Source organism: Halarchaeum rubridurum (genome assembly GCF_014647115.1).
GTDB classification, from domain to species: Archaea; Halobacteriota; Halobacteria; order Halobacteriales; family Halobacteriaceae; genus Halarchaeum; species Halarchaeum rubridurum.
This window is the reverse complement of record NZ_BMOO01000001.1, coordinates 40,481-59,063: the sequence shown is the minus strand read 5'-3', so window position 1 is coordinate 59,063 and position 18,583 is coordinate 40,481. Positions and strand designations below refer to the sequence as shown.

Here is an 18,583-nt window from a genome sequence, read left to right as displayed (position 1 = left end):
TCGAATGCGCTCGGTTGGTGTAGTCCGGCCAATCATGTTGGCCTTTCGTGAAATCCAAGCCGGCCTGAAATAAACCGGCTTGGTTTCGAAGACAGCCGACGACCAGGGTTCAAATCCCTGACCGAGCACTCCACTTCCTCACGACGCTATTCGGTGAGCGACGGCTGAGCGTTTTTGTCGTGGCAGTGCGTGGTCGACGTCAATGCCTCCCCTGCGAGCGCTCGGTCGGTTCGTCAGCCTCTGGTTCGCGCTGTCGCTCGTGCTCGCGGGTCTGGTGATGCCGGTGGCGTCGCCGGTCGTCGGGGTGTTGAACGCGCCGATAGCGAACGGTGTCGTGTCGGCGGGTGTCGCGGCGGTGGCGCTCGTGTCGGTGCCGGAAGTGCGGCCGGAGGCGGTGTGGACGCTCGGTCTGTTGACGCTCCTCGGGTTCGGCGTCGGGCGGTGGGTCGCGGGTCGGGTCGGTTTGGCGCCGGAGTCCGTCGGGGTGTCGGTCCTCGCCTGGGTCGTCGCGTTCGGCCTCGCCGTGGCGGTGTTGGCGTCTCGCGGAATCGCGTGGACGGACGCGGACGTCGACACGTGACCGACAGGGCTACCCGGCGTCGCGGCGCACGCTCGGGTATGTCGTTCGAGGACCTGCCCGAGGGGTGGGCGGTGTGGCACGACGACGGTGGGCGGGCGGTGCTCGTCTTCCGGCCGGACGTCTTCGAGGGGGAGGCGTACGACGCGGCGCATCTGCCGACGCTCTACGTCTCGACGCGGTCGCCGGACGTGCCGATGCGTCGCGGTGGCGCGGCGAGCGACGGGTGGCACGTCGCGTGCACGCTGGAGCCGGAGGTGCACGTCCGCGCGCTGGAGTCGAGTCACGAGACGCGCGCGGCGGCGGTGGAGGCGGCGGTCGCGGCCGCCGAGCGGTTCGCGCGGGGCGAGGTCGCGTTCGACGACGTGTACGCGACGCAACCCCCGGAGGCGTATCTGGCGCGGCTCGCGGAGCTGACCGGATAGGTGAGGGTGTGGAGTGTGGCGAGCGTACTGAGCGCGGTGGACGACGAGTGTGGTGGACGGCGAGCGCGGCGGACGGCTGGCCGACGGGTGCGGTGCGGAGTCGGCGAGGGGCGCGACGGGAGGCTTAACCGCCCCCGGGACGTCGTACGCGTATGATCACGCTCCTCGGGACGGCGCTCGCCGACGAGGGCACCGAGTTCGTCTATCGGGGCGAGTCGGACGCCTGCGAGGGCTGCCCGTACCGCAAGCAGTGTCTCACGCTCTCGGAGGGCGTCCGCTACGAGGTGACGGACGTCCGAGACGGCGGGCAGACGCTCGACTGTGCGGTCCACGACGGGGGCGTGCGCGCCGTCGAGGTCGAACCAGCGTCGATAACCGCACAGGTGCCCTCGAAGGGCGCGTACGCGGGGTCGAAGGGGAAGCTCGCGGGGTCGTGTCCGCACGTCGACTGTCCGGGCCACGAGTACTGCGTGCCGAAGGGTGCCGAGATGGACGCGGAGTACAAGATCGACGAGATTCGCGGCGACCCGCCGCAGGATTACTGCGCGCTCGACCGGGAGCTGACGCTCGTGGAGTTCGCGCCCTCGGAGGGCGACTGACCGATGTTGGGGGCGGGTTCGCCCTCGTAGCCGAACTGGTTCTCGTAGCCGTAGGGGGAGAGGAGGACGGGCCAGAAGGGGTCGTCGGCGACGAGCGGGTCGCCGTCCGCGGCCGCGAAGGTCTCGCCTTCCTCGACGCGCTGGAAGTTCTCGACGAACACCTCGTACTCGTCGGCGGGGGGTTTCGGGATCGGCTCGCCCATGTGGAACGTCGGAATCTCGCGCGGGACGGTGTCGCCGGGGAGGACGCCCGTGACGGTGAGAAATTCGCGTGCGAGCGTGTAGGCGTTCTCGGCTGCGGTCTCGGACCCCTGGAGGCCGGCTTCGACCTCGACGATGTCGGCGTCCGCGGCGAAGAGGCGGCCGCCGCCGAACTCCTCGACGTCGACGAGGGCGGCGACGGAGAGGCGCGGGACGATCCGCTGGACGTGCTCCTGTCGGCCGTCGGAGACGGCGAACGGGTCGGCGTGGCTCTGCGTCGAGTGGATCGAGAGCGCGGTCGTCCCCTCGATCTCGTCGGCGAGGGCTTCTGCGAGCCGGCGCTCGTGGGCGTCTTCGGGGACGTCCTCGCCGAACGAGCGGTTCAGGTCGGCGTCGACGTAGCGGACGCCGCGGTCGAGCGCGCGCTCGTTGGCGACGACGAGCTTCACGGGTCGTTCGACCGCCGGGTCGTCGGCTTCGAGGCGCTCGACGGCGCGGACGCCGCAGGGCTCGTCGCCGTGGATGCCGGCGACGACGGCCACTTCGGGCGTGCCCTCGCCCAGTTGTGCTACTCGCATTTGGGGGCGATAGGGGGCCCGCGCTCAAGTCGCCTTCGGCGGCCGCCCCACCGACACGGTTAGGGCGCGCGAGCCGGTAGCGTCGCGCGAACCCGCCGTGGACGACCACACACGCGACGACGCCGTCGCGCCGCCCATCGGCTCCTCGCCCGCCGGCTGGTCGCGCGAGCGTCGCGCGTCGAACGGCTGGGCGCACGGGACGCTGCGCCGCGCGGTCGTCCACGGCGTCCGGCTCTACAACGCGGGCGACTACCACGCCGCCCACGACTGCTTCGAGGCGGAGTGGTACAACTACGGGCGCGGGACGATGGAGAGCGCCTACCTGCACGGGCTGGTGCAGGTCGCCGCGGGCGCGTACAAGCGCGTCGACTTCGAGGACGACGAGGGGATGCGCTCGCTGTTCGGGACGGCCCGCCAATACCTCGCGGGCGTGCCGGTCGACTACTACGGCGTGGACGTCCGGGACGTCCGCGAGACGCTCGACGCCGCGCTCGACGACCCCACCGAAATCGACGGGTGGCGAGTCACACTCGACGGCGAACAGCCCGTCGCGGACGACCGGGACCGCGCGTACGCGGAGCGCGTCGAGTGAGCGCGAATCGGGGCGTTAATACCCTCCCGAATCCATCCACGAACTGCGCGCGAGGGTAGCCAAGCTCGGCCAACGGCGACGGACTCAAGATCCGTTCCTGTAGAGGTTCGAGGGTTCGAATCCCTTCCCTCGCACGTTCAGGGCGTCGCCCTGTGACGGTGCGCGGAGGGTTCGAATCAGGGAGGAGGTCCCCTCCGACCGTGGTTCGAATCCCTTCCCTCGCACGTCACGGTGCGGCGACGCACCCATCGTGCGGAAGTCCAGGACGGACTTCCCTCGCACAACCTTCCTCACGAAACGCACCACACAGAGTGACGACGCCGGCCGTTCGTCGGAGTCGACCCGAACCCCTTTGCCGGCCGCGCGGGTGTCGTCGGTATGGACGATCAGACGGCCGTCGCGGAGGCGGCGGCGACGGCTGGCGCGGAGGTGGCCATCGGCGGCTTTCGGACGCAGATGGACGTCGAGACGAAGGACGGGAAGACGGACGTGGTGACGGCGTTCGACCGGGACGCCCAGCGCGCGGTGATCGACGTGATCCGCGAGTCGGACGCCGCGGTGGCGATCGTCGGCGAGGAGGAGGACGAGCTGAAGGAGATTCCGGCGTCGGGGCCGTGCTGGGTCATCGACCCCATCGACGGGACGAACAACTTCGTGCGCGGGGTGCCGATATGGGCGACGAGCGTCGCGTCGGCGGTGGACGGCGAGGCGGTCGCGGCGGCGAACGTCCTACCGGCGCTCGACGACGTCTACGTGACGGACGGCGAGGAGACGACGCTGAACGGCGAGCCGGTGTCGGTGAGCGGGACGACGGACCCGGAGGCCTTCACGGTCGCGCCGACGCTGCGCTGGTCGCGCGCGGCGGCGGAGCGCCTCGGTGCGGTCTGCGCGGAGATCGTCGCGGACTTCGGCGACCTGCGGCGCTTCGGGAGCGCGCAGGTGACGCTGTCGATGATCGCGGCGGGGCAGATAGAGGGCGCGGTGTCGGCGGTGGAGAGCCACCCGTGGGACACCGTCGCGGGCGTGGCGATGGTCCGCGCGGCCGGCGGGACGGTGACGGACGTCCACGGGGAGCGCTGGACGCCGGACGCGACGGGGCTCGTCGCGTCGAACGGCGAGGCGCACGACGCGCTCGTCGAGACGGCGCGGACGGCGCTGGAGTAGTCGGCCGGCGTCGTACGGGGGAGCGGTCGTCGTCGTGGCGAGTGGCCGTCACGTCCGGCGGAACGCGTGTAGTCGTCGTGCGCCGGTGTCGCACAGCGCGCGCCGCGGGCGACCGCAATCGGTAAGGGACGCCTCGTCCGTGTACTCGCCATGAGGGTTCCGGAGACGGACGCGGAGCGGGCGTGGACGGCGGTCCTCGGCGTCGGCCTCGTCGCGCTCGTCGGGGGGTCGCTGGCCTTCCCGGACCGCGTCTACGGTGGGTTCGTCTGGCATTACTTCTGGGGGCCGGTGTACGCGGACGCGCATAGCGCCGCGTGCGCCGTCTGGGACGGCGGCGCGCGAACGCTCCTCTACGAGAACGCGCGGTGTGCGACGGCGTCGGGAATCGTCGCCGAACCCGGCTACACGCTCGTCTCCGAGGTCGGCTACGCGCTCACGCTCGTCTTCATGCTCACGGGCGTCGTCTTCCTCATCCGGCGACTCGGCGTCGGCGAGGAGTACAGCTTCCTCTACGCGCTCTTCCCGTTCACGCTGTTCGGCGGCGCGCTCCGCGTCGTCGAGGACGCGAACGACACGGGCGCGTCGGCGCTCACCTACCCGCTGAACGCGCTCTTGATTAGCCCCGTTATCTACGTCACGGTCTTCGCGCTGACGCTCGCCGCGCTCCTCCTCGCGGTGTGGCTCGCGCGAACGGGCCGGACAGAGGGGTACGAGCGCCCGCTGTTCGCGTTCGGCGCGCTCTTCCTCGGCGCGACGCTCGCGTATCTCTGTGCGCTCGTCGTCGTCGACCCCGCGGTCTCCTTCCACCCGGTCTTCACGATACTGACGTACGCCATCGCGCTCGGCGTCACCGCCGCGGACTATTGGCTCCTCACGCGCTACGCACCGGGCGCGCTCTCGGGTACGGGGTTCGCGGGTGCGGTGGTGATATTCGGGCACGTGATAGACGGCGCGTCGAACGTCCTCGCGCTCGACTTCGGGCAGGAGCTCGGATTGCCCTACGACCTCACGCCGAAGCACCCCGTGAATCAGTTCATCGTCGAGTTCACGCGCGGGACGCTCCCGGCGTCCGTGACGGAGACGATAGGTGCGGCGTGGCCGTTCCTCCTCGTGAAGATCGCCGCCGCGACGCTCGTCGTCTCGCTCTTCGACCGGCGGATGTACGAGGAGAACCCGCGCTACACGGTGTTGTTGCTCGTCGCCGTGCTCGCCGTCGGTCTCGGGCCGGGGACACGGGATATGTTGCGGGCCACGTTCGGGGTGTAGGCGGACGCGAAGCGTCCGCCACACAAGCGAGCGGGGAGGAACGACCCGCGAGCGGGGCCGAGCGAAGCGAGGGCCCGCCACACAAGCGAGCGGGGCCGAGCGAAACCGACAGCTGCGTCAGTTTTCAGGGGAACGGGTGGTGCCGTCTGTCGAGGCGGGCCTCGAACCCCAGCTGTTCGGGGACGTCGCGGGCACGCGCCCCGAAGTAGGCGTCGTCGAAGAAGAGCGGTTGGGCGTCGGGGGCGAGGACGCGGACGGCGCGGAAGCCGACGTCGGCGACGTCGCGCGTCGTGATGTCGGTGGCGTAGGTGTCGAGGCCGGCGTCGGCGGCACGTTCGACGACGGCGTCGAGTTCGGCGGTTCCGTCGGGGACGGAGTCGGGGCCGAGGTCGGCGGCGGCGACGGTCGCGTCGGCGTCGAGGAAGTCGCGGGCTTCCCGGGGAAGGGCGGCGTAGTCGCCAATCGCGCCCTGTTCGTCGGCGGCGCGCTCGCGGCCCATGTCGCGGAGCTCGATCCAGTTCTGAATCGCCTCGCAGAGCGCGCCCCGGGCGGCGGCGACGGCGTCGAGGTTCGCGGCGCTCCCGAGCGCGAAGCGCGGCCAGTCGTCCTCGCGGTGGACGGCGACGGCGAGCACGGGGACGTCGACGTCAGCCGTGCAGAGGAGCGCGGTGACGTCGAGGCCCTCCGCGCCGGCGCGGCGCGCGAGCGTCTCGTAGGCGTCGTCGTCGACGGTGACTTCGAGCGGGTCGAACGTCGAGTACCACGCGAGCATCGTCGCGTCGCGCTCGATGGTCTCGTAGAGCCCGGAGCGAAGCGCCTCCGCGGGGTCGTTCCCGAGGCCGAGGCCGGTCGTGAGCGCGGGGCGGTTCGTCTCCTCCGGCGGCGGGAAGTGGACGTATTCGGCGGGGAGGAGGGCATCACTCCCGTCGGTGAGCGCGACCCCGGGGACGAACCGAAGGGGGTCGTCGCGCGTCACGGCGGGCGCGTCGTCGGGGCGGACGAAGGCGTCGGGGGCGAGCGCGTCCGGGTGGGTCGGCTTGGCGAGTTCGACGTCGCCCTCGCGGTACGCCGCGGCGCAGTATCGCTCGAGGCCCTCGCCGACGGCCTTCACGAACGCGGCGTCCCAGTCGAGGCCGACGCCGGCGGCGAGGCCGCGGTGCTCGGTGCCGCCGAGCGCGGCGGTGTCGCAGGTCGTCGCGAGGTAGTACGGTACGGGGTAGGTCTCGCGCTCGCCGACCTCCGTGATGATGCCGACGCGACCGTCGACGGCGTGCTCGGCCTTCGCGGCCGCCGCGTCGAGCGGCGTCTCGTCGCCCTCGCGGCCGGGGTCACCGTAGCGTTCGACCGGTGCGCAGTCGCAGAAGGGCGCGGGCGCGAACGACCGCTCCGCGTGCGGAACCTCGACGACGGTGCCGCCGGTGGCCGCGCCGTCGAGGAGGTCGAGCGCGCGCTTGCCGGCGAGCGCGCCGGCGTACCGGACGCTCGACCTGGCGGCGCTCGGTTCCGCGGTCGTCTCGGGGTCGGCGGCGGCCACGCGGCGCTCCAGGCAGGCGAAGCAGCCCGAGTCGGGCGTGAACGCCCCGACGGCGGCGTCCACGTCCGCGATGGGGTGGCCGCCGACGCCGCCGACCTCGACGGCGAGCCACGGCGTTTCGCTCCGTCGCGCGCGGGCGTTCGCGGCGGCGAAGCCGTCGCTTCCGGCGAGGCCGACGACGACGGCGACGTCCGCGTCCGGAATCGCGTCGAGTCCCCCGTCCGTGCCGGCGGCGGTGAGGCCGGCGTCGTCGAGCGCCGCGGTCGTGGCGTCGGCCGCCGCGCCGCTCCCGGCGACGGCGTACGTGCGTGTCATGGTCCGTCGGTGGGCGCGAGCGCGGCAAAAAACGGCCGGTTGCGGCGCGGGTCGCGGTCGCGGTCGCACTCACGCGCCGCCGAGGGCCGCGGCTGGCGGGCCGGGGGCCGTCGGGCGAGCGGGCGAGAATCAGGCGAGGAGGGTCTGTGCGACGTCGGCGAGCTCGGTCGGCGTCGCGTCCTGGAGGCGGTCGTCGGCGAGCTTGAGACGCAGGCGGGGGCGGCCCACCTCGATGGGGACCTTCTCGGTGTCGATGAGGCCGGCGTCCTCGAGGGCGGTCTTCGTCCGGCTGAACGTGGCTTTCGAGGCGACGCCGACGTCCTCGCCCCACTTCGAGATGTCGTAGAGGAGGACGCGGTTCTTCGCGGCGACGAGGAGGCTCACGGTCACTTCGTCGAGGCCGCGGCCGTCGCCGCGCGCGGTCTCCATGGCGTCGAGCACGCCGGCGAAGTCCGCCTCGACTTCGGGGGCGATCTCGTCGGCGAGCGTCTCGCGGACGCGCGAGATGGCGGGCGTCCGAAGGGTGAACTCGTCGGCGGCGTCCCACTCGGCCTCGCGGGCGGCGCGGGCGGTCTCGACGAACGCCTCGTCGTCGGTGGCGAGGCCGGCCGTCCGGTCACCCGCCTCGACGAGCGCGACGACGCGGTCGTCGGTAACGAGGAGCGAGGAGCGCGAGAGGTCGTCGCTCGTGCGAAGCGAGAGCGCGCCGCGCTCGACGAGGTCGGCGGTGTGGCTCGCCACGAGGAAGTCGTCCATCACGTCCTTCAGCAGTCGGTCGTCGGCCAACAGACACGTCTCGGGGAGCGGTCCCTCGACGGCCGCGGCGGCGTCGACGAAGCGCTCGATGGTCGCCCGCGAGGGGTTGACCATCAAGAGTCGGTCGGGACCGGCGTCGAAGAGGGCCCCCACTATCCCCTCGACGGTCGTCCCGAGTGGGTTCGCTGTCATACCTACGTCGGACTACGGCGCACCCGCATATATGATTTTATCACGAAACGACTGAATGAATCCCGCTCGTCGCGCGTTCGGCGCGAACGCCGCCGGGTTCTCGGTTTCGACGGGGGTCGTCGCGGAACCGCGAGGGTGCGTCGCCCCGACCCGGGAGGCGGGGCAGCTCACAGGTCCGCCCGAACCTCGTCGGACCACCGGAGTTCGCCGTCGTAGACCGTCGGGGCGTCGACCGTCGCGAGAAAGGACCGGGCGTCCGCGACGTCGAGCGTCACGGTCGTCTCGTTCCCGCGGAGGCGGCGCTCGACGCCCGTCGGCGTGGCGAGTCGGTACGCGCTCCCGTGCGCTCGGGCGGCCCCCGCGTCGTACGTGACCCGCACGCGGTCGTCGTCGGTGTGCTCGACGTCGAGGGTCGCGGGCGGGTCGCCCTCGCTCCCGGCGACGACGTGCGTCCCGTCGCCGACGACGGCGTACTCCTTGCCCATGGCGATGCGGCGGCGCGCGAGGCGGAGCGCGCGCTCGATGCCGAACCCCGCGACGAGCAGGCGCGCGAACGCGGTGCCGACGCGCGCGGCCTGTTCGTCGAGCACCTTCCGGAACGTCACCGCGCCCGCGACGCTCCCGCGTTCGACGAGCGCGAGCCCCTCGTGGTAGGAGCCACAGGCGTTCAGGAAGAACGTCCGGGCGTTCGACGCGTCGAGGTCCGCGGCGGCGAGCGCCCCGTCCGTACAGCGCAGCCCCTCGGCCTCGCAGTGGCCGATGTAGTGGACGAAGTCGTGGTCGGCCGCGAAGACGGCGGCGAGTTCGTCGCGCGTCAGGTCCTCGCGGAGCGTCACGTCCATCGGGACGTCCGCGGCGCGCTCACGATAGATTTCGGCGACACGGGCGTGCTCGCTGGCCATCGCCGCGTCGTTCAGCACGACGGCGACGGAGAGCGGGTTGCGCTCGGCCGACGCCGCGCGGCCGTTCGCGTACGCCGCGGGCGTCGTCTTGAACGCGTCGACGGGCGTCCCCTCGGCCAGCCAGCCGTGCGCGCGCCCGTCCCGGAGTCGGGGTTGGACGACGTCGACGGACGCCGTCCCCGCCGTCTCGGAGCGGTAGAACGCGTCGAGGGAGCGCTTCAGCAGTTCGCGGCCGTCGAGCTCCGTGCTCTCCGGCGGGTGGACGTGGCCGAGGCGGTCGAGTATCGCGGGGAGCGCGCGGGCGTTCTCGACCGCCGGGTCGACGTACATCGACAGGGGCCACTCCGGGAGGTCGTCGCTCACCGCGTCGTACGGCGCGTCGAGATACGTCCGTAGCCGGGCGTCGAGCGGACGCTTCGCAGTCGCGGCCGCGTCGATTCCGAGGGTATCGAGGAGCGCCGTCTCCGCCGTCCGACGTTCCGCGGCCGCGAGACGGACGAGGCAGTCGAGCCAGAAGGTCCGTTCGAGGAGCGCCGCGGCGTCCGTCGCGGGGTCGGCGAGTTCGTGTCGGACGCCGACGCCGGGCGCGCGGACGTGCGGTGTCGCGTCGGCGTCGAGACGGACGGACGCGGAGCAGTAGTACGCGAGCGGCGCGGTGACGAACAGCGTCCCGAGGTCGGGCGGGACGACGAGTTCGACGCCGGTGTCGGGGGTGTCGGCGGCGACGCGCGTCGCGTCCCGCGCCGGGTCGAACGCGAGCGCGGGCGGTCGGTGGCGCATCGCGGGCGCGGAGCGCGCGGCGGTCGTCGTGGCGTGTGCGGCCCCGAACGCCTCGACGGCGGCGGCGACCCCCGTGGGTGTCGGCGGGACGGTGACCGTGCGCTCGGCGCGGGCCTCCGCGCGGAACCCGAGTGTGAGGGCGCGTTCGTCCGGGAACGAGAGCGCGACGCCGGGGTCGCGTCCGCGGTGTGCGACGGTCGCCGGTCCGTCGAAGCGGAGGTACGTGGTGACGGCGGCGTCGGCGGCGAGGAGGTACGAGCCGCCGTCGAGCGTCGATTCGCCCGTGTCGAGTGCGACCGGCTCTCCGGTCGCGGTCTCGACGAGTGCGACCGGCGTCGCGGGGAGGGCGAGGGCGCTCGCCGTCCCGGCGGTCGTGGCGTCGACGCGGGGTGGCAACTCGCGGGCGTCCCCACCGGGCCGCCAGTCGGGCGCGCGGACGGCGATACCCCGGTTCGCGCCGTCGACCATTCGGAAGCCGTCACCCGTCGACTCGTACGCGAGCACGTCCCGGAGGGTAGCGACAGCGGCCGGATAGGTCTATCGAGAGCGGACACCTCCGTGACACCTCTCGCGTCGGCCGCGTCCGCCGAAGTCGGGTAGTTTAAGCCCGCCGCGCGGGCTGTTCTCCAGTATGAGCTACGACCGAGTCCGGGCGGTCGACGAGGACGTCGCGGACGCGCTCGCGGGCGAGCGTCAGCGCCAGCGCGACACGCTGGCGATGATCGCGAGCGAGAATCACGTCAGCGAAGCCGTTCTCGCCGCACAGGGCAGCGAACTCACGAACAAGTACGCCGAGGGGTACCCCGGCGAGCGCTACTACGGCGGCTGCGAGTACGCGGACGACGTCGAGGAGCTCGCCATCGAGCGCGCGAAGGACCTCTGGGGGGCGGAGCACGTCAACGTCCAGCCCCACTCGGGGTCGTCGTCGAACATGGCGGTCTACCTCGCCGTCCTCGAACCCGGCGACAAGATACTCTCCCTCGACCTGACGCACGGTGGGCACCTCTCCCACGGCCACGACGCGAACTTCGCGGGGAAACTCTACGACGTCACCCACTACGAGGTCGGCGCGGAGACCGGCCGCCTCGACTACGACTCGCTGGCGCGCAAGGCCGAGGAGGCCGAACCCGACATCATCGTCTCCGGCTTCTCCGCCTACCCCCGGCAGGTCGATTGGGAGGCGATTCAGGCGGCTGCGGACAGCGTGGGCGCGTACCACATGGCGGACATCGCGCACATCACGGGTCTCGTCGCCGCCGGCGAGCACCCGAGCCCCGTCGGCGTCGCGGACTTCGTCACCGGTTCGACGCACAAGACGATCCGCGCGGGCCGCGGCGGCCTCATCATGTGCGGCGAGGAGCACGCGGACGCCATCGACACCGCCGTCTTCCCCGGTCTGCAGGGCGGCCCCCTCATGCACAACGTCGCCGGGAAGGCCGTCGGCTTCGGCGAGGCCCTCGAACCCGAGTACAGGGAGTACGCGGCGCAGGTCGTGCAGAACGCCGAGGTGCTCGGCGAGGCGCTCAAGGAGAACGGCTTCTCGCTCGTCTCCGGCGGCACCGACACCCACCTCGTCCTCGCGGACCTCCGCGACTCCCACCCGGACACGACGGGGAGCGAGGCCGAAGAAGCGCTCGCCGAGGTCGGCATCGTCCTGAACGGCAACACGGTGCCCGGCGAGACGCGCTCGGCGTTCAACCCCTCGGGCATCCGCGCCGGCACGCCCGCGCTCACCACGCGCGGCTTCGAGGAACCGGAGATGCGCCGCGTCGGCGACCTCATCGCGCGCGTCGTCGACAACATCGGCGACGAGGAGGTCTACGCGGACGTCGCCGCCGAGGTCCAGGAGCTCTGCGACGCCCACCCGATCTACGAGTAGACGAGCGTCGGCCGCCCGCCCGCTCCGGCGCGACCGGGACCCCTCGGTTCGCCTTCAGTCGTCGCCGAGCGCGACCTCGCGGCGGACGTCGGCGGCGAGCCGTTCGGCGTGTTCGAGTCGCAACTCCCGGGCTTCGGCGCGCGAGACGGCGTCGGGCCCGTCCAGTTCGTGCGTCGTCGGCTCGTAGGCCCCGACGTCGAATCCCATTCGTTCGAGGTAGGACGTGACGGCGGTGGAGTCGAGACCCTCCTCGATGGCGGCGTCGACGTAGCCGAGGACGACGTCGAACTCGGGGAGGACGATTTCGTCGTCCGCGACGCGCCCGGTGTCCCCCTCGATGCGGACGTCGGTGTCGCGCACGCGCTCCGTGACCCTCGCGAGTCGGTCGGCGAGGCGGACGACGTCGTCGAGTCCCGCGGCGTCCGGCGAGCGCCACTCGACGGTCCCGAACTCGGAGCGCAACTGGACGGGCGTCCAGACGACGCTCTCCGGCTCGAAACAGCGCTCGACGACGCGCCGGTCGACGCCCGCGTCGGCGGCCGCGTGGACGAAGTCCTCGTAGCGCCGTTCGAGGCGGCGTCGCCACTCGGCGCGGTCCTCGACGTACGGCCAGAGCCACCCCTGATGGGGGACGTCGGCGTACGCGAGGCGTCGATAGAGCTTCGAGCGCGCGCCCGCGGCGAGGCGCCGGCCGCGGAAGTACGGCGCGGAGTTACAGAGCGCGAGCGCGGGGTCGAGCGCGACGAACGCGTTCAGCTGCTCGATGGCGCGCTCCGGGAGCTGCTCGACGTGGACGTGCGTCCCCGCGCAGTGACGGACGTACTCGAAGTCGTCGCCGACGACGAGGTTCTGGACGCGCGTGCGTTCGCCCGCGTGCTCCGCGATCTCCTCCTGATAGATCGGCGTCGCCAGCGGGACGAGGTGTTTCCCGCGCTCCTCTGCGTGGCGGACGACGCGGCCGACGCGCTCGTAGAGCTCCGCGCGGAGGTCCGCGGTCGTGGCGTGCGGCGTCGTCTTGATTTCGAGTAGCGGCTCGACGAACTCGCGCTCGACGCCGGGCGCGGCGTCGGTGAGGTCGTCGGGTTCGACGAGCCGGCCGTCGTCGTCGACGACCCAGTACTCGACTTCGATGCTCCGGCGGATCGGTTCGGTGTCTGTTGACACGGTCGTTCGGGTGACGGTACGGGTAGCTGTCCGCGCAGTTCTGTGTGGTGTTATACCACACCACAGTCACCGTCTCTCGTTCACACACAAGAATGTTTCCGCTGCGCCGGTGCTCGTCCGTCCAACGAAACTGTCGATAGTCGGCCGGCCGTCACGACGAAAGCTCGTCGAGAGCCTCGCGCGCCGCCGTCTCGTCGGCCGCGTCGCCGTCGCGGGCGTACCGGCCGATTGCGCGCGCGGCGGCGACGAGGCGGTCGGCCGTGGCGGGCGGGACGTCGCCGTCGAGGGCGTGGATTCGCCGGACGTGGTCGTCGAGCGACGCGAGCAGGTCGTTCGCGGCCGACCGCTCGGGGCCGGTGTCGAGGTACCGCCGGACGTCCGCGCGGTAGTCGGCGACGGCGTCCGCGTAGCCGTTCCCGCGCGCGGCGCGCATCGACTCCGGGACGTCGCTCGCGTCCGGGCGCTCGCCCGCCGGCGCGCCGCGGAGGAGCGAGACGAAGTAGTACGCTTCGGCCTCCGAGTGGTCGAAGGCGCGCGCGAACGCCGCGGCGACGTAGCGCAGTTCCCACGCCGCGAGGACGGTGTCGTCGAGGTCGCGGAGGTCGCCGCCGCGGACGAAGCCCCGTTCGTGGGTGTAGTCGCGGACGGTCCCGCGGGCCTCGCGGGCCGCCGCCCGGTAGTCGTCGCGGCCGGCGGCGGCGACCGCGTCGTCGAGCGCGAGCGTCGCCACCCCGTCGGTGTGTTCGCGGCGCTCGTCCTCGGTCGCGACGCTGCGGATGTTCCCGCACGCCGGACAGTGGACGCTGCCGGTCTCGTAGTACGACCATCGCGTCCCGCAGGCCGTACACTCGCGTTCCCCACGAATCTCCATACGCGCACGTGGGCCGGCGCGCCGAAAAGCGTGTCCCGTCGCGCGCCGCGAACGTTTTTGCTCGCCGGGAGCGTAGCTAGCGAACGTCCATGAAGAAACTCATCAACGAGCCGACCGACTACGTCGACGAGATGCTGGACGGAATGGTCGCGGCACATCCGGGACTCCGGCGACTCGACGGTACCGAGGTCGTCGTGCGCGCGGACGGCCCCACGGCGGACGAGGTCGCGGTCGTCAGCGGCGGCGGAAGCGGCCACGAACCGACGCACGCCGGCTACGTCGGCGACGGGATGCTCGCGGGTGCGGCCGCGGGCGCCGTGTTCACCTCGCCGACCGCCGACCAGCTCGCCGAGATGGTCCAGGCGGCCGACGGCGGACGCGGCGTCCTCTGCGTCGTGAAGAACTACGAGGGCGACGTGATGAACTTCGACACGGGCGCGGAGATGGCCGAACTCGACGGCGTCGACGTCCGGCAGGTCGTCGTGGACGACGACGTCGCCGTCGAGGACTCCCTCTACACGAGCGGTCGGCGCGGCGTCTGCGGGACGATTCTCGTCCACAAGTGCGCGGGCGCGAAGGCCGCAGAGGGGGCCGAACTCGACGAGGTCGCCCGTGTCGCCGAGAAGGTCGTCGACAACGTCGGGACGATGGGGGTCGCACTCACCTCCTGCGTCACGCCCGAGAAGGGCGAACCGACCTTCGAGCTCGCCGAGGACGAGATCGAACTCGGCATCGGCATCCACGGCGAACCCGGCGTCGAGCGCACCGGGACGATGACCGCCGACGAGGTCGCGGACACCCTCCTCGACGCCGTGCTCGACGACCTCGGTATCGACTCCGGCGAGGAGGTCGTCACGATAGTCAACGGGATGGGCGGCACGCCGCTCTCCGAGCTCTACATCCTCCAGCGCCGCGTCGCGGAGCGCCTCGACGCCGAGGGGGTCGACGTCCACGACGCGTGGGTCGGCGACTACATGACCAGCCTCGACATGATGGGGTGTTCGGTGACGGTCTGTCGCGTCGACGACGAGCTGACGGAGCTGCTCGACGCGCCCGCCGAGACGCCGGCGCTCACCGTCCGCGAATGAGCGAGTCGGACACCGAGGCGCTGCTCGACGCCATCGAGCGGATCGACGAGCGCCTCCACGACGAACAGGACTACCTCACCGAACTCGACTCGCGTATCGGCGACGCCGACCACGGCAACAACCTCGCGCGCGGCATCAGCGCCGTCTCGGAGAAGCGCGACGACCTCGCCGAGATGGCCCTCGACGAGGCCGTCAAGACCGTCGGCACGACGCTCGTCTCGGAGGTGGGCGGTGCGGCCGGCCCGCTCTACGGCGGCTCGATCATGTCCGCCTCGCAGGAACTCGACGGCGGGCTGGACGCCGAGAGCGCGCTCGCGTTCGCGGAGGCGTACCGCGAGAAGCTCACGGAGCGCGGCGGCGCGCGCCCCGGCGACAAGACGATGGTGGACGCGGTGACGCCCGCCGTCCACACCTTCCAGCGCGCGATAGAGGAGGACGACCTCCCGCCGGTCGACGCGCTGGCGAAGGCCGTCGACGCGGCGCGCCGCGGCGTCGCGTACACGGTGCCGCTGCGCGCCTCGAAGGGGCGGGCCTCGTACCTCGGCCTGCGCGCGGTCGGTCACCGGGACCCGGGCGCGACGAGCACGCTGTTCGTCCTCGAGGAACTGCTCGCCACGGCCGAGGCGCACGCCGGCGAGGCGTCGGCGACGGACGCGTCCGCGGACGACGCGGTCGCGCACGGCGATTCGGCCGACGTGGACGGAGCGAACCCGGGAGACGAGCACGGCGAGACGGACGACGCGGGGGACGCGTAGATGGTCGGCCTCCTCGTCGTCTCACACAGCGGGAAGGCGGCCGCGGGAATCGTCGAGATCGCCGCGGAGATGGCGTCCGACGTCTCGCTCGTCGCGGTCGGCGGCGACCCGGACGGCGGAATCGGGACGGACGCGGACGCGATTGCCGCGGGCCTCGACGAGGCGGACGACGGCGAGGGCGTCGTCGTCCTCGTCGACCTCGGAAGCGCGACGATGAACGCCGAACTCGCCGTGGAGATGGCGGAGACGGACGCGGTGCTCGCGGACGCGCCCGTGCTCGAAGGGACGGTCAACGCCGCGGTCCACGCGGCCGGCTCGAAGGCGACGCTCGACTCGACGCGCGACGCCGCCGAGGAGGCCCGCGGGATGTCGAAGCTGTAGGTGTCGGCGGGCCGCGCGGTCGGCTCGCTGACCGGCGCTGTGGCGGCTCTCCGGTCTCTCGTCTCGGGACGGGACGCTGAACGGAGACGCGACGCGTCGCTCGCGGATAATACACAACGGAAGTGGTAGCGGCCGGCCGGGAACAGCCCGGCCGGCCGCTGCCGCCCTGAATAGGTCCCCGCTGACGCTTCGGCCCTCCAAAGCGAAGCGCCACCCGTATCCAGTATTCCCGTGCTAATAAGTGTGTCGTCGCCCGGACGCGTTCCTCCGCCGTCGGGAGAACGAATCGAAATAGGTCAGTATATTAGGAGGTGGGTTCGAGCCGTCTAAGTACAGCAGAGTTATACAATAGGCGAACTAACCGCCTTCAGAGAGGACCAGTATGAATGACCTGACAGGATTTCAGCGAGACCTCTTGTACGTCATCGCCGGGGGGGAGGAGCCGCACGGACTGGCGCTCAAGGAGGAACTGGAGGAGTATTACGAGAGCGAGGTCCACCACGGACGACTCTACCCGAACCTCGACACGCTCGTCGAGAAGGGACTCGTCGATAAGGGCCAACTCGACCAGCGGACGAACTACTATTCGCTCACCCGCCGCGGTCGGCGCGAACTCGAAGCGCGCCGCGAGTGGGAGGACCAGTACGTCGACTTCTAAGGGGGTTCGTCGGCGTCCTACCAGAGGACGACCGGCCAGACGAACCGGAAGAGCGCGTAGATGAGGACGGTCAGCACGGCCGTCATCACGAGGTTGAGCACGACGCCCGCGCGCATCATGTGTTTTTGCTTCAGGTAGCCGCTGCCGAAGACGATGGCGTTCGGCGGCGTCGCCACCGGGAGCGCGAACGCGAAGGAGGCGGCGACCGCGCCGGAGACGGCGAGGAAGATGGCGGCCGCGTAGTCCGCGAGGCCGAGCGTCGCCGCGAGCACGCCGCCGAGGCTGATAAGGACGGGGACGATGATGGTCGCCGTCGCCGTGTTCGACGTCATCTCCGTGAGGAAGATGACGAGGAGCGTGACGACGAAGACGATGGCGACGATGGGCGCGCCCGTGAGGGCGTTGAAGACGGATTCGGCGATCCACTTCGTCGCGCCCGTCTCCGCGAAGCCGGCGGCCAGCGAGAGGCCGCCGCCGAACAGCAGGATGGTGCCCCAGTCGATGTCCTCCAGTTCCTCCCACTCCATCGTGTCGAAGAGGACGAGGGCGGGAATCGCGTAGAGGCCGACCATCACGTAGTAGAGGAGGCCCTGGTGGCCGCTCGTCGTGCCGAACAGCGTCTCACCGGAGCCGCCGAAGACCGTCGTGTACGTGACGGGGCTCATGTACGGCTGGAGGAAGTCGCCGAGGCCGCCGACGACCCAGAGGAGCGCGGTGACGCCGAAGATGCCGGCGACGATTCGGCCCTCGCGGGGCAGGTCGCCCTCCTCGCGGAGGTACCGCCGGGCCTCCTCGCGCGCCCCGCTCACGTCGTCGACGTCCGGCGGGAAGAGGACGTACGTGAGGACGAACCAGACGACCGGGAGCGTGATGAGGACGATGGGGATGCCGATCAGGAGCCAGTCGAAGAAGGTGATCTCGTAGTTGAGGAGCTGCTGGAGCTGGCCGGCGACGATGGCGTTCGGCGGCGTCCCGATGAGGGTGCCCACGCCACCGACCGAGGCGGCGTACGCGGTCCCGAGCAGCATCGAGACCTGAATGTTCGTGAACTCGCCGTCGTCCGTCTGCTCCATCAGCTTCTCGCGGCCGATGACCTGCGTGAGGACGCCGACGGCGATGGGCGCCATCATCGCGGAGGTCGCGGTGTTGGAGACCCACATCGAGAAGAACGCCGTGGCGATCATCACCGCGCCGACGAGTTTGCGCGGCGAGGAGCCCATCGTCGCCATGAGCCAGAGGGCGACGCGGCGGTCGATGTCGTACTTCTGGAGGCCGTTCGCCAGCATGAAGCCGGCGATGAAGAGGAAGATGAGGTGGTCTGCGAACGGTGCGAGCGCGGCGTCGATGTCACCGTAGACGCCGAACGCGGTGAGCAACACGGGTATCGACAGGGCGGTGACGGCGAGCGGGAGCGCGCCGGTCACCCAGCAGATGCCGGCGAACACCATCGTGGCGATGGCGTACTTCCCGGCAATCGAGAGCCCCGTGGGCGTCGGTGCGAGCGCGACGAGGACGGTTGCGACCACCGCGATACCGAAGACGGTGACACGGCCGCGTGCGGTCGAGACGTCTGGGCGTATCATTGATACACGGCCACGTTACGAACCAGACGGTTAATCATTAACGGTGTGTGGCCGCACTCAGAAGTGCGTGACGATGGCCTCGACTTGGGCCGCCTCGAGCTCCGTCGCGTAGAGCGCGAGGAGTGCGCGGCGGCGCTCGTGGCTGAGCGAGCGCGACCCGGACTCCAGCATCGAGATATGCGCCTGCCTGATGCCGTCGAGTTCGCGTTCGACCGCCCGCTGGTCGTAGCCCGCCGCGACCCGGAGCAGTCGCCACGCCCGCGGGGAGACTGCCCCGGCGTCGACGTCGCACATATCGGGTGGCGACGACCGACCACCATAAG

General features: G+C 71.3%; 19 protein-coding genes and 2 tRNA genes. 13 read left to right on the top strand and 8 right to left on the bottom strand.

All coding sequences use genetic code 11. The annotated features are described in order from the left end of the window. Positions 1–8: 8 nt before the first annotated feature. The 4 genes from IEX84_RS00310 (at position 9) to IEX84_RS00295 (ending at position 1,601) form a co-directional block, all read left to right on the top strand. Positions 9–128, top strand: a tRNA-Glu gene (locus tag IEX84_RS00310). 74 nt (positions 129–202) lie between these two features. After that, complete coding sequence (locus IEX84_RS00305) at positions 203–580, top strand: hypothetical protein (RefSeq protein WP_188868985.1); 378 nt, start codon at positions 203–205, stop codon at positions 578–580. A gap of 38 nt (positions 581–618) precedes the next feature. Next, a complete protein-coding gene (locus IEX84_RS00300; RefSeq protein ID WP_188868984.1) occupies positions 619–1,002 on the top strand; it encodes a DUF5820 family protein in 384 nt (127 codons plus the stop codon). A gap of 152 nt (positions 1,003–1,154) precedes the next feature. Next, on the top strand, positions 1,155–1,601 hold the full coding sequence (locus tag IEX84_RS00295) for a UPF0179 family protein (RefSeq protein ID WP_188868983.1): 447 nt from the start codon (positions 1,155–1,157) through the stop codon (positions 1,599–1,601). Here IEX84_RS00295 and IEX84_RS00290 read toward each other — a convergent pair. Then, positions 1,541–2,380, bottom strand: coding sequence for a M14 family metallopeptidase (locus IEX84_RS00290; protein WP_188868982.1), 840 nt, complete (start codon positions 2,378–2,380; stop codon positions 1,541–1,543). The two genes, IEX84_RS00295 and IEX84_RS00290, sit on opposite strands and share 61 nt — an antisense overlap. Positions 2,381–2,477: 97 nt before the next feature. On the opposite strand from IEX84_RS00290, the gene IEX84_RS00285 reads away from it, so the two are divergent. From IEX84_RS00285 to IEX84_RS00270, 4 genes are all read left to right on the top strand, one after another. Then, positions 2,478–2,972, top strand: a complete 495-nt coding sequence (locus IEX84_RS00285; RefSeq protein ID WP_188868981.1) for a DUF309 domain-containing protein — start codon at positions 2,478–2,480, stop codon at positions 2,970–2,972. A 49-nt stretch (positions 2,973–3,021) separates the two neighbouring features. Next, positions 3,022–3,106: transfer RNA gene (locus IEX84_RS00280), tRNA-Leu, on the top strand. Positions 3,107–3,350: 244 nt separating this feature from the next. Next, positions 3,351–4,136 (top strand): inositol monophosphatase family protein, encoded by a 786-nt coding sequence (locus IEX84_RS00275; RefSeq protein WP_188868980.1) that lies wholly within the window; start codon positions 3,351–3,353, stop codon positions 4,134–4,136. Between the two features lie 150 nt (positions 4,137–4,286). Next, positions 4,287–5,402, top strand: a complete 1,116-nt coding sequence (locus IEX84_RS00270) for a DUF63 family protein (protein ID WP_188868979.1) — start codon at positions 4,287–4,289, stop codon at positions 5,400–5,402. A 124-nt stretch (positions 5,403–5,526) separates the two neighbouring features. Here the strand turns inward: IEX84_RS00270 and IEX84_RS00265 are convergent, their stop codons facing one another. The 3 genes from IEX84_RS00265 to IEX84_RS00255 all read right to left on the bottom strand — a co-directional run bounded on the left by IEX84_RS00265 (position 5,527) and on the right by IEX84_RS00255 (position 10,385). Continuing rightward, positions 5,527–7,251: a YcaO-like family protein gene (locus tag IEX84_RS00265; protein WP_188868978.1), complete on the bottom strand. Its 1,725-nt coding sequence runs from the start codon at positions 7,249–7,251 to the stop codon at positions 5,527–5,529. Between the two features lie 129 nt (positions 7,252–7,380). Further along, positions 7,381–8,199: a transcriptional regulator TbsP gene (tbsP, locus tag IEX84_RS00260; protein WP_188868977.1), complete on the bottom strand. Its 819-nt coding sequence runs from the start codon at positions 8,197–8,199 to the stop codon at positions 7,381–7,383. A gap of 167 nt (positions 8,200–8,366) precedes the next feature. Then, on the bottom strand, positions 8,367–10,385 hold the full coding sequence (locus IEX84_RS00255) for a hypothetical protein (protein ID WP_188868976.1): 2,019 nt from the start codon (positions 10,383–10,385) through the stop codon (positions 8,367–8,369). Between the two features lie 127 nt (positions 10,386–10,512). Between IEX84_RS00255 and glyA the strand changes: the two genes are divergently transcribed. Beyond that, complete coding sequence (gene glyA / locus IEX84_RS00250; protein ID WP_188868975.1) at positions 10,513–11,760, top strand: serine hydroxymethyltransferase; 1,248 nt, start codon at positions 10,513–10,515, stop codon at positions 11,758–11,760. Between the two features lie 54 nt (positions 11,761–11,814). Here the strand turns inward: glyA and IEX84_RS00245 are convergent, their stop codons facing one another. Further along, the gene (locus IEX84_RS00245; RefSeq protein ID WP_188868974.1) at positions 11,815–12,924 is read right to left on the bottom strand and encodes a glutamate-cysteine ligase family protein; all 1,110 of its coding nucleotides are present in this window, start codon (positions 12,922–12,924) and stop codon (positions 11,815–11,817) included. Between the two features lie 151 nt (positions 12,925–13,075). Continuing rightward, complete coding sequence (locus tag IEX84_RS00240) at positions 13,076–13,795, bottom strand: DUF7117 family protein (protein WP_188868973.1); 720 nt, start codon at positions 13,793–13,795, stop codon at positions 13,076–13,078. Positions 13,796–13,884: 89 nt separating this feature from the next. Between IEX84_RS00240 and dhaK the strand changes: the two genes are divergently transcribed. From dhaK to IEX84_RS00220, 4 genes are all read left to right on the top strand, one after another. Beyond that, positions 13,885–14,883 (top strand): dihydroxyacetone kinase subunit DhaK, encoded by a 999-nt coding sequence (gene dhaK / locus IEX84_RS00235; protein ID WP_188868972.1) that lies wholly within the window; start codon positions 13,885–13,887, stop codon positions 14,881–14,883. After that, positions 14,880–15,638 (top strand): dihydroxyacetone kinase subunit DhaL, encoded by a 759-nt coding sequence (gene dhaL / locus IEX84_RS00230; protein WP_188868971.1) that lies wholly within the window; start codon positions 14,880–14,882, stop codon positions 15,636–15,638. The genes dhaK and dhaL overlap by 4 nt, the downstream gene beginning before the upstream one ends. Then, positions 15,639–16,019 carry a dihydroxyacetone kinase phosphoryl donor subunit DhaM gene (gene dhaM, locus IEX84_RS00225; RefSeq protein WP_188868970.1) on the top strand — a complete coding sequence of 127 codons (381 nt, stop codon included), beginning with the start codon at positions 15,639–15,641 and terminating at the stop codon, positions 16,017–16,019. 382 nt (positions 16,020–16,401) lie between these two features. Next, positions 16,402–16,677, top strand: a complete 276-nt coding sequence (locus tag IEX84_RS00220) for a PadR family transcriptional regulator (protein ID WP_188868969.1) — start codon at positions 16,402–16,404, stop codon at positions 16,675–16,677. 17 nt (positions 16,678–16,694) lie between these two features. Here the strand turns inward: IEX84_RS00220 and IEX84_RS00215 are convergent, their stop codons facing one another. Together IEX84_RS00215 and IEX84_RS00210 are read right to left on the bottom strand one after the other, a co-directional pair. Continuing rightward, positions 16,695–18,260 carry an SLC13 family permease gene (locus tag IEX84_RS00215; protein ID WP_188868968.1) on the bottom strand — a complete coding sequence of 522 codons (1,566 nt, stop codon included), beginning with the start codon at positions 18,258–18,260 and terminating at the stop codon, positions 16,695–16,697. 57 nt (positions 18,261–18,317) lie between these two features. Next, positions 18,318–18,554 carry a helix-turn-helix domain-containing protein gene (locus IEX84_RS00210; RefSeq protein ID WP_188868967.1) on the bottom strand — a complete coding sequence of 79 codons (237 nt, stop codon included), beginning with the start codon at positions 18,552–18,554 and terminating at the stop codon, positions 18,318–18,320. Between the last annotated feature and the right edge of the window lie 29 nt (positions 18,555–18,583).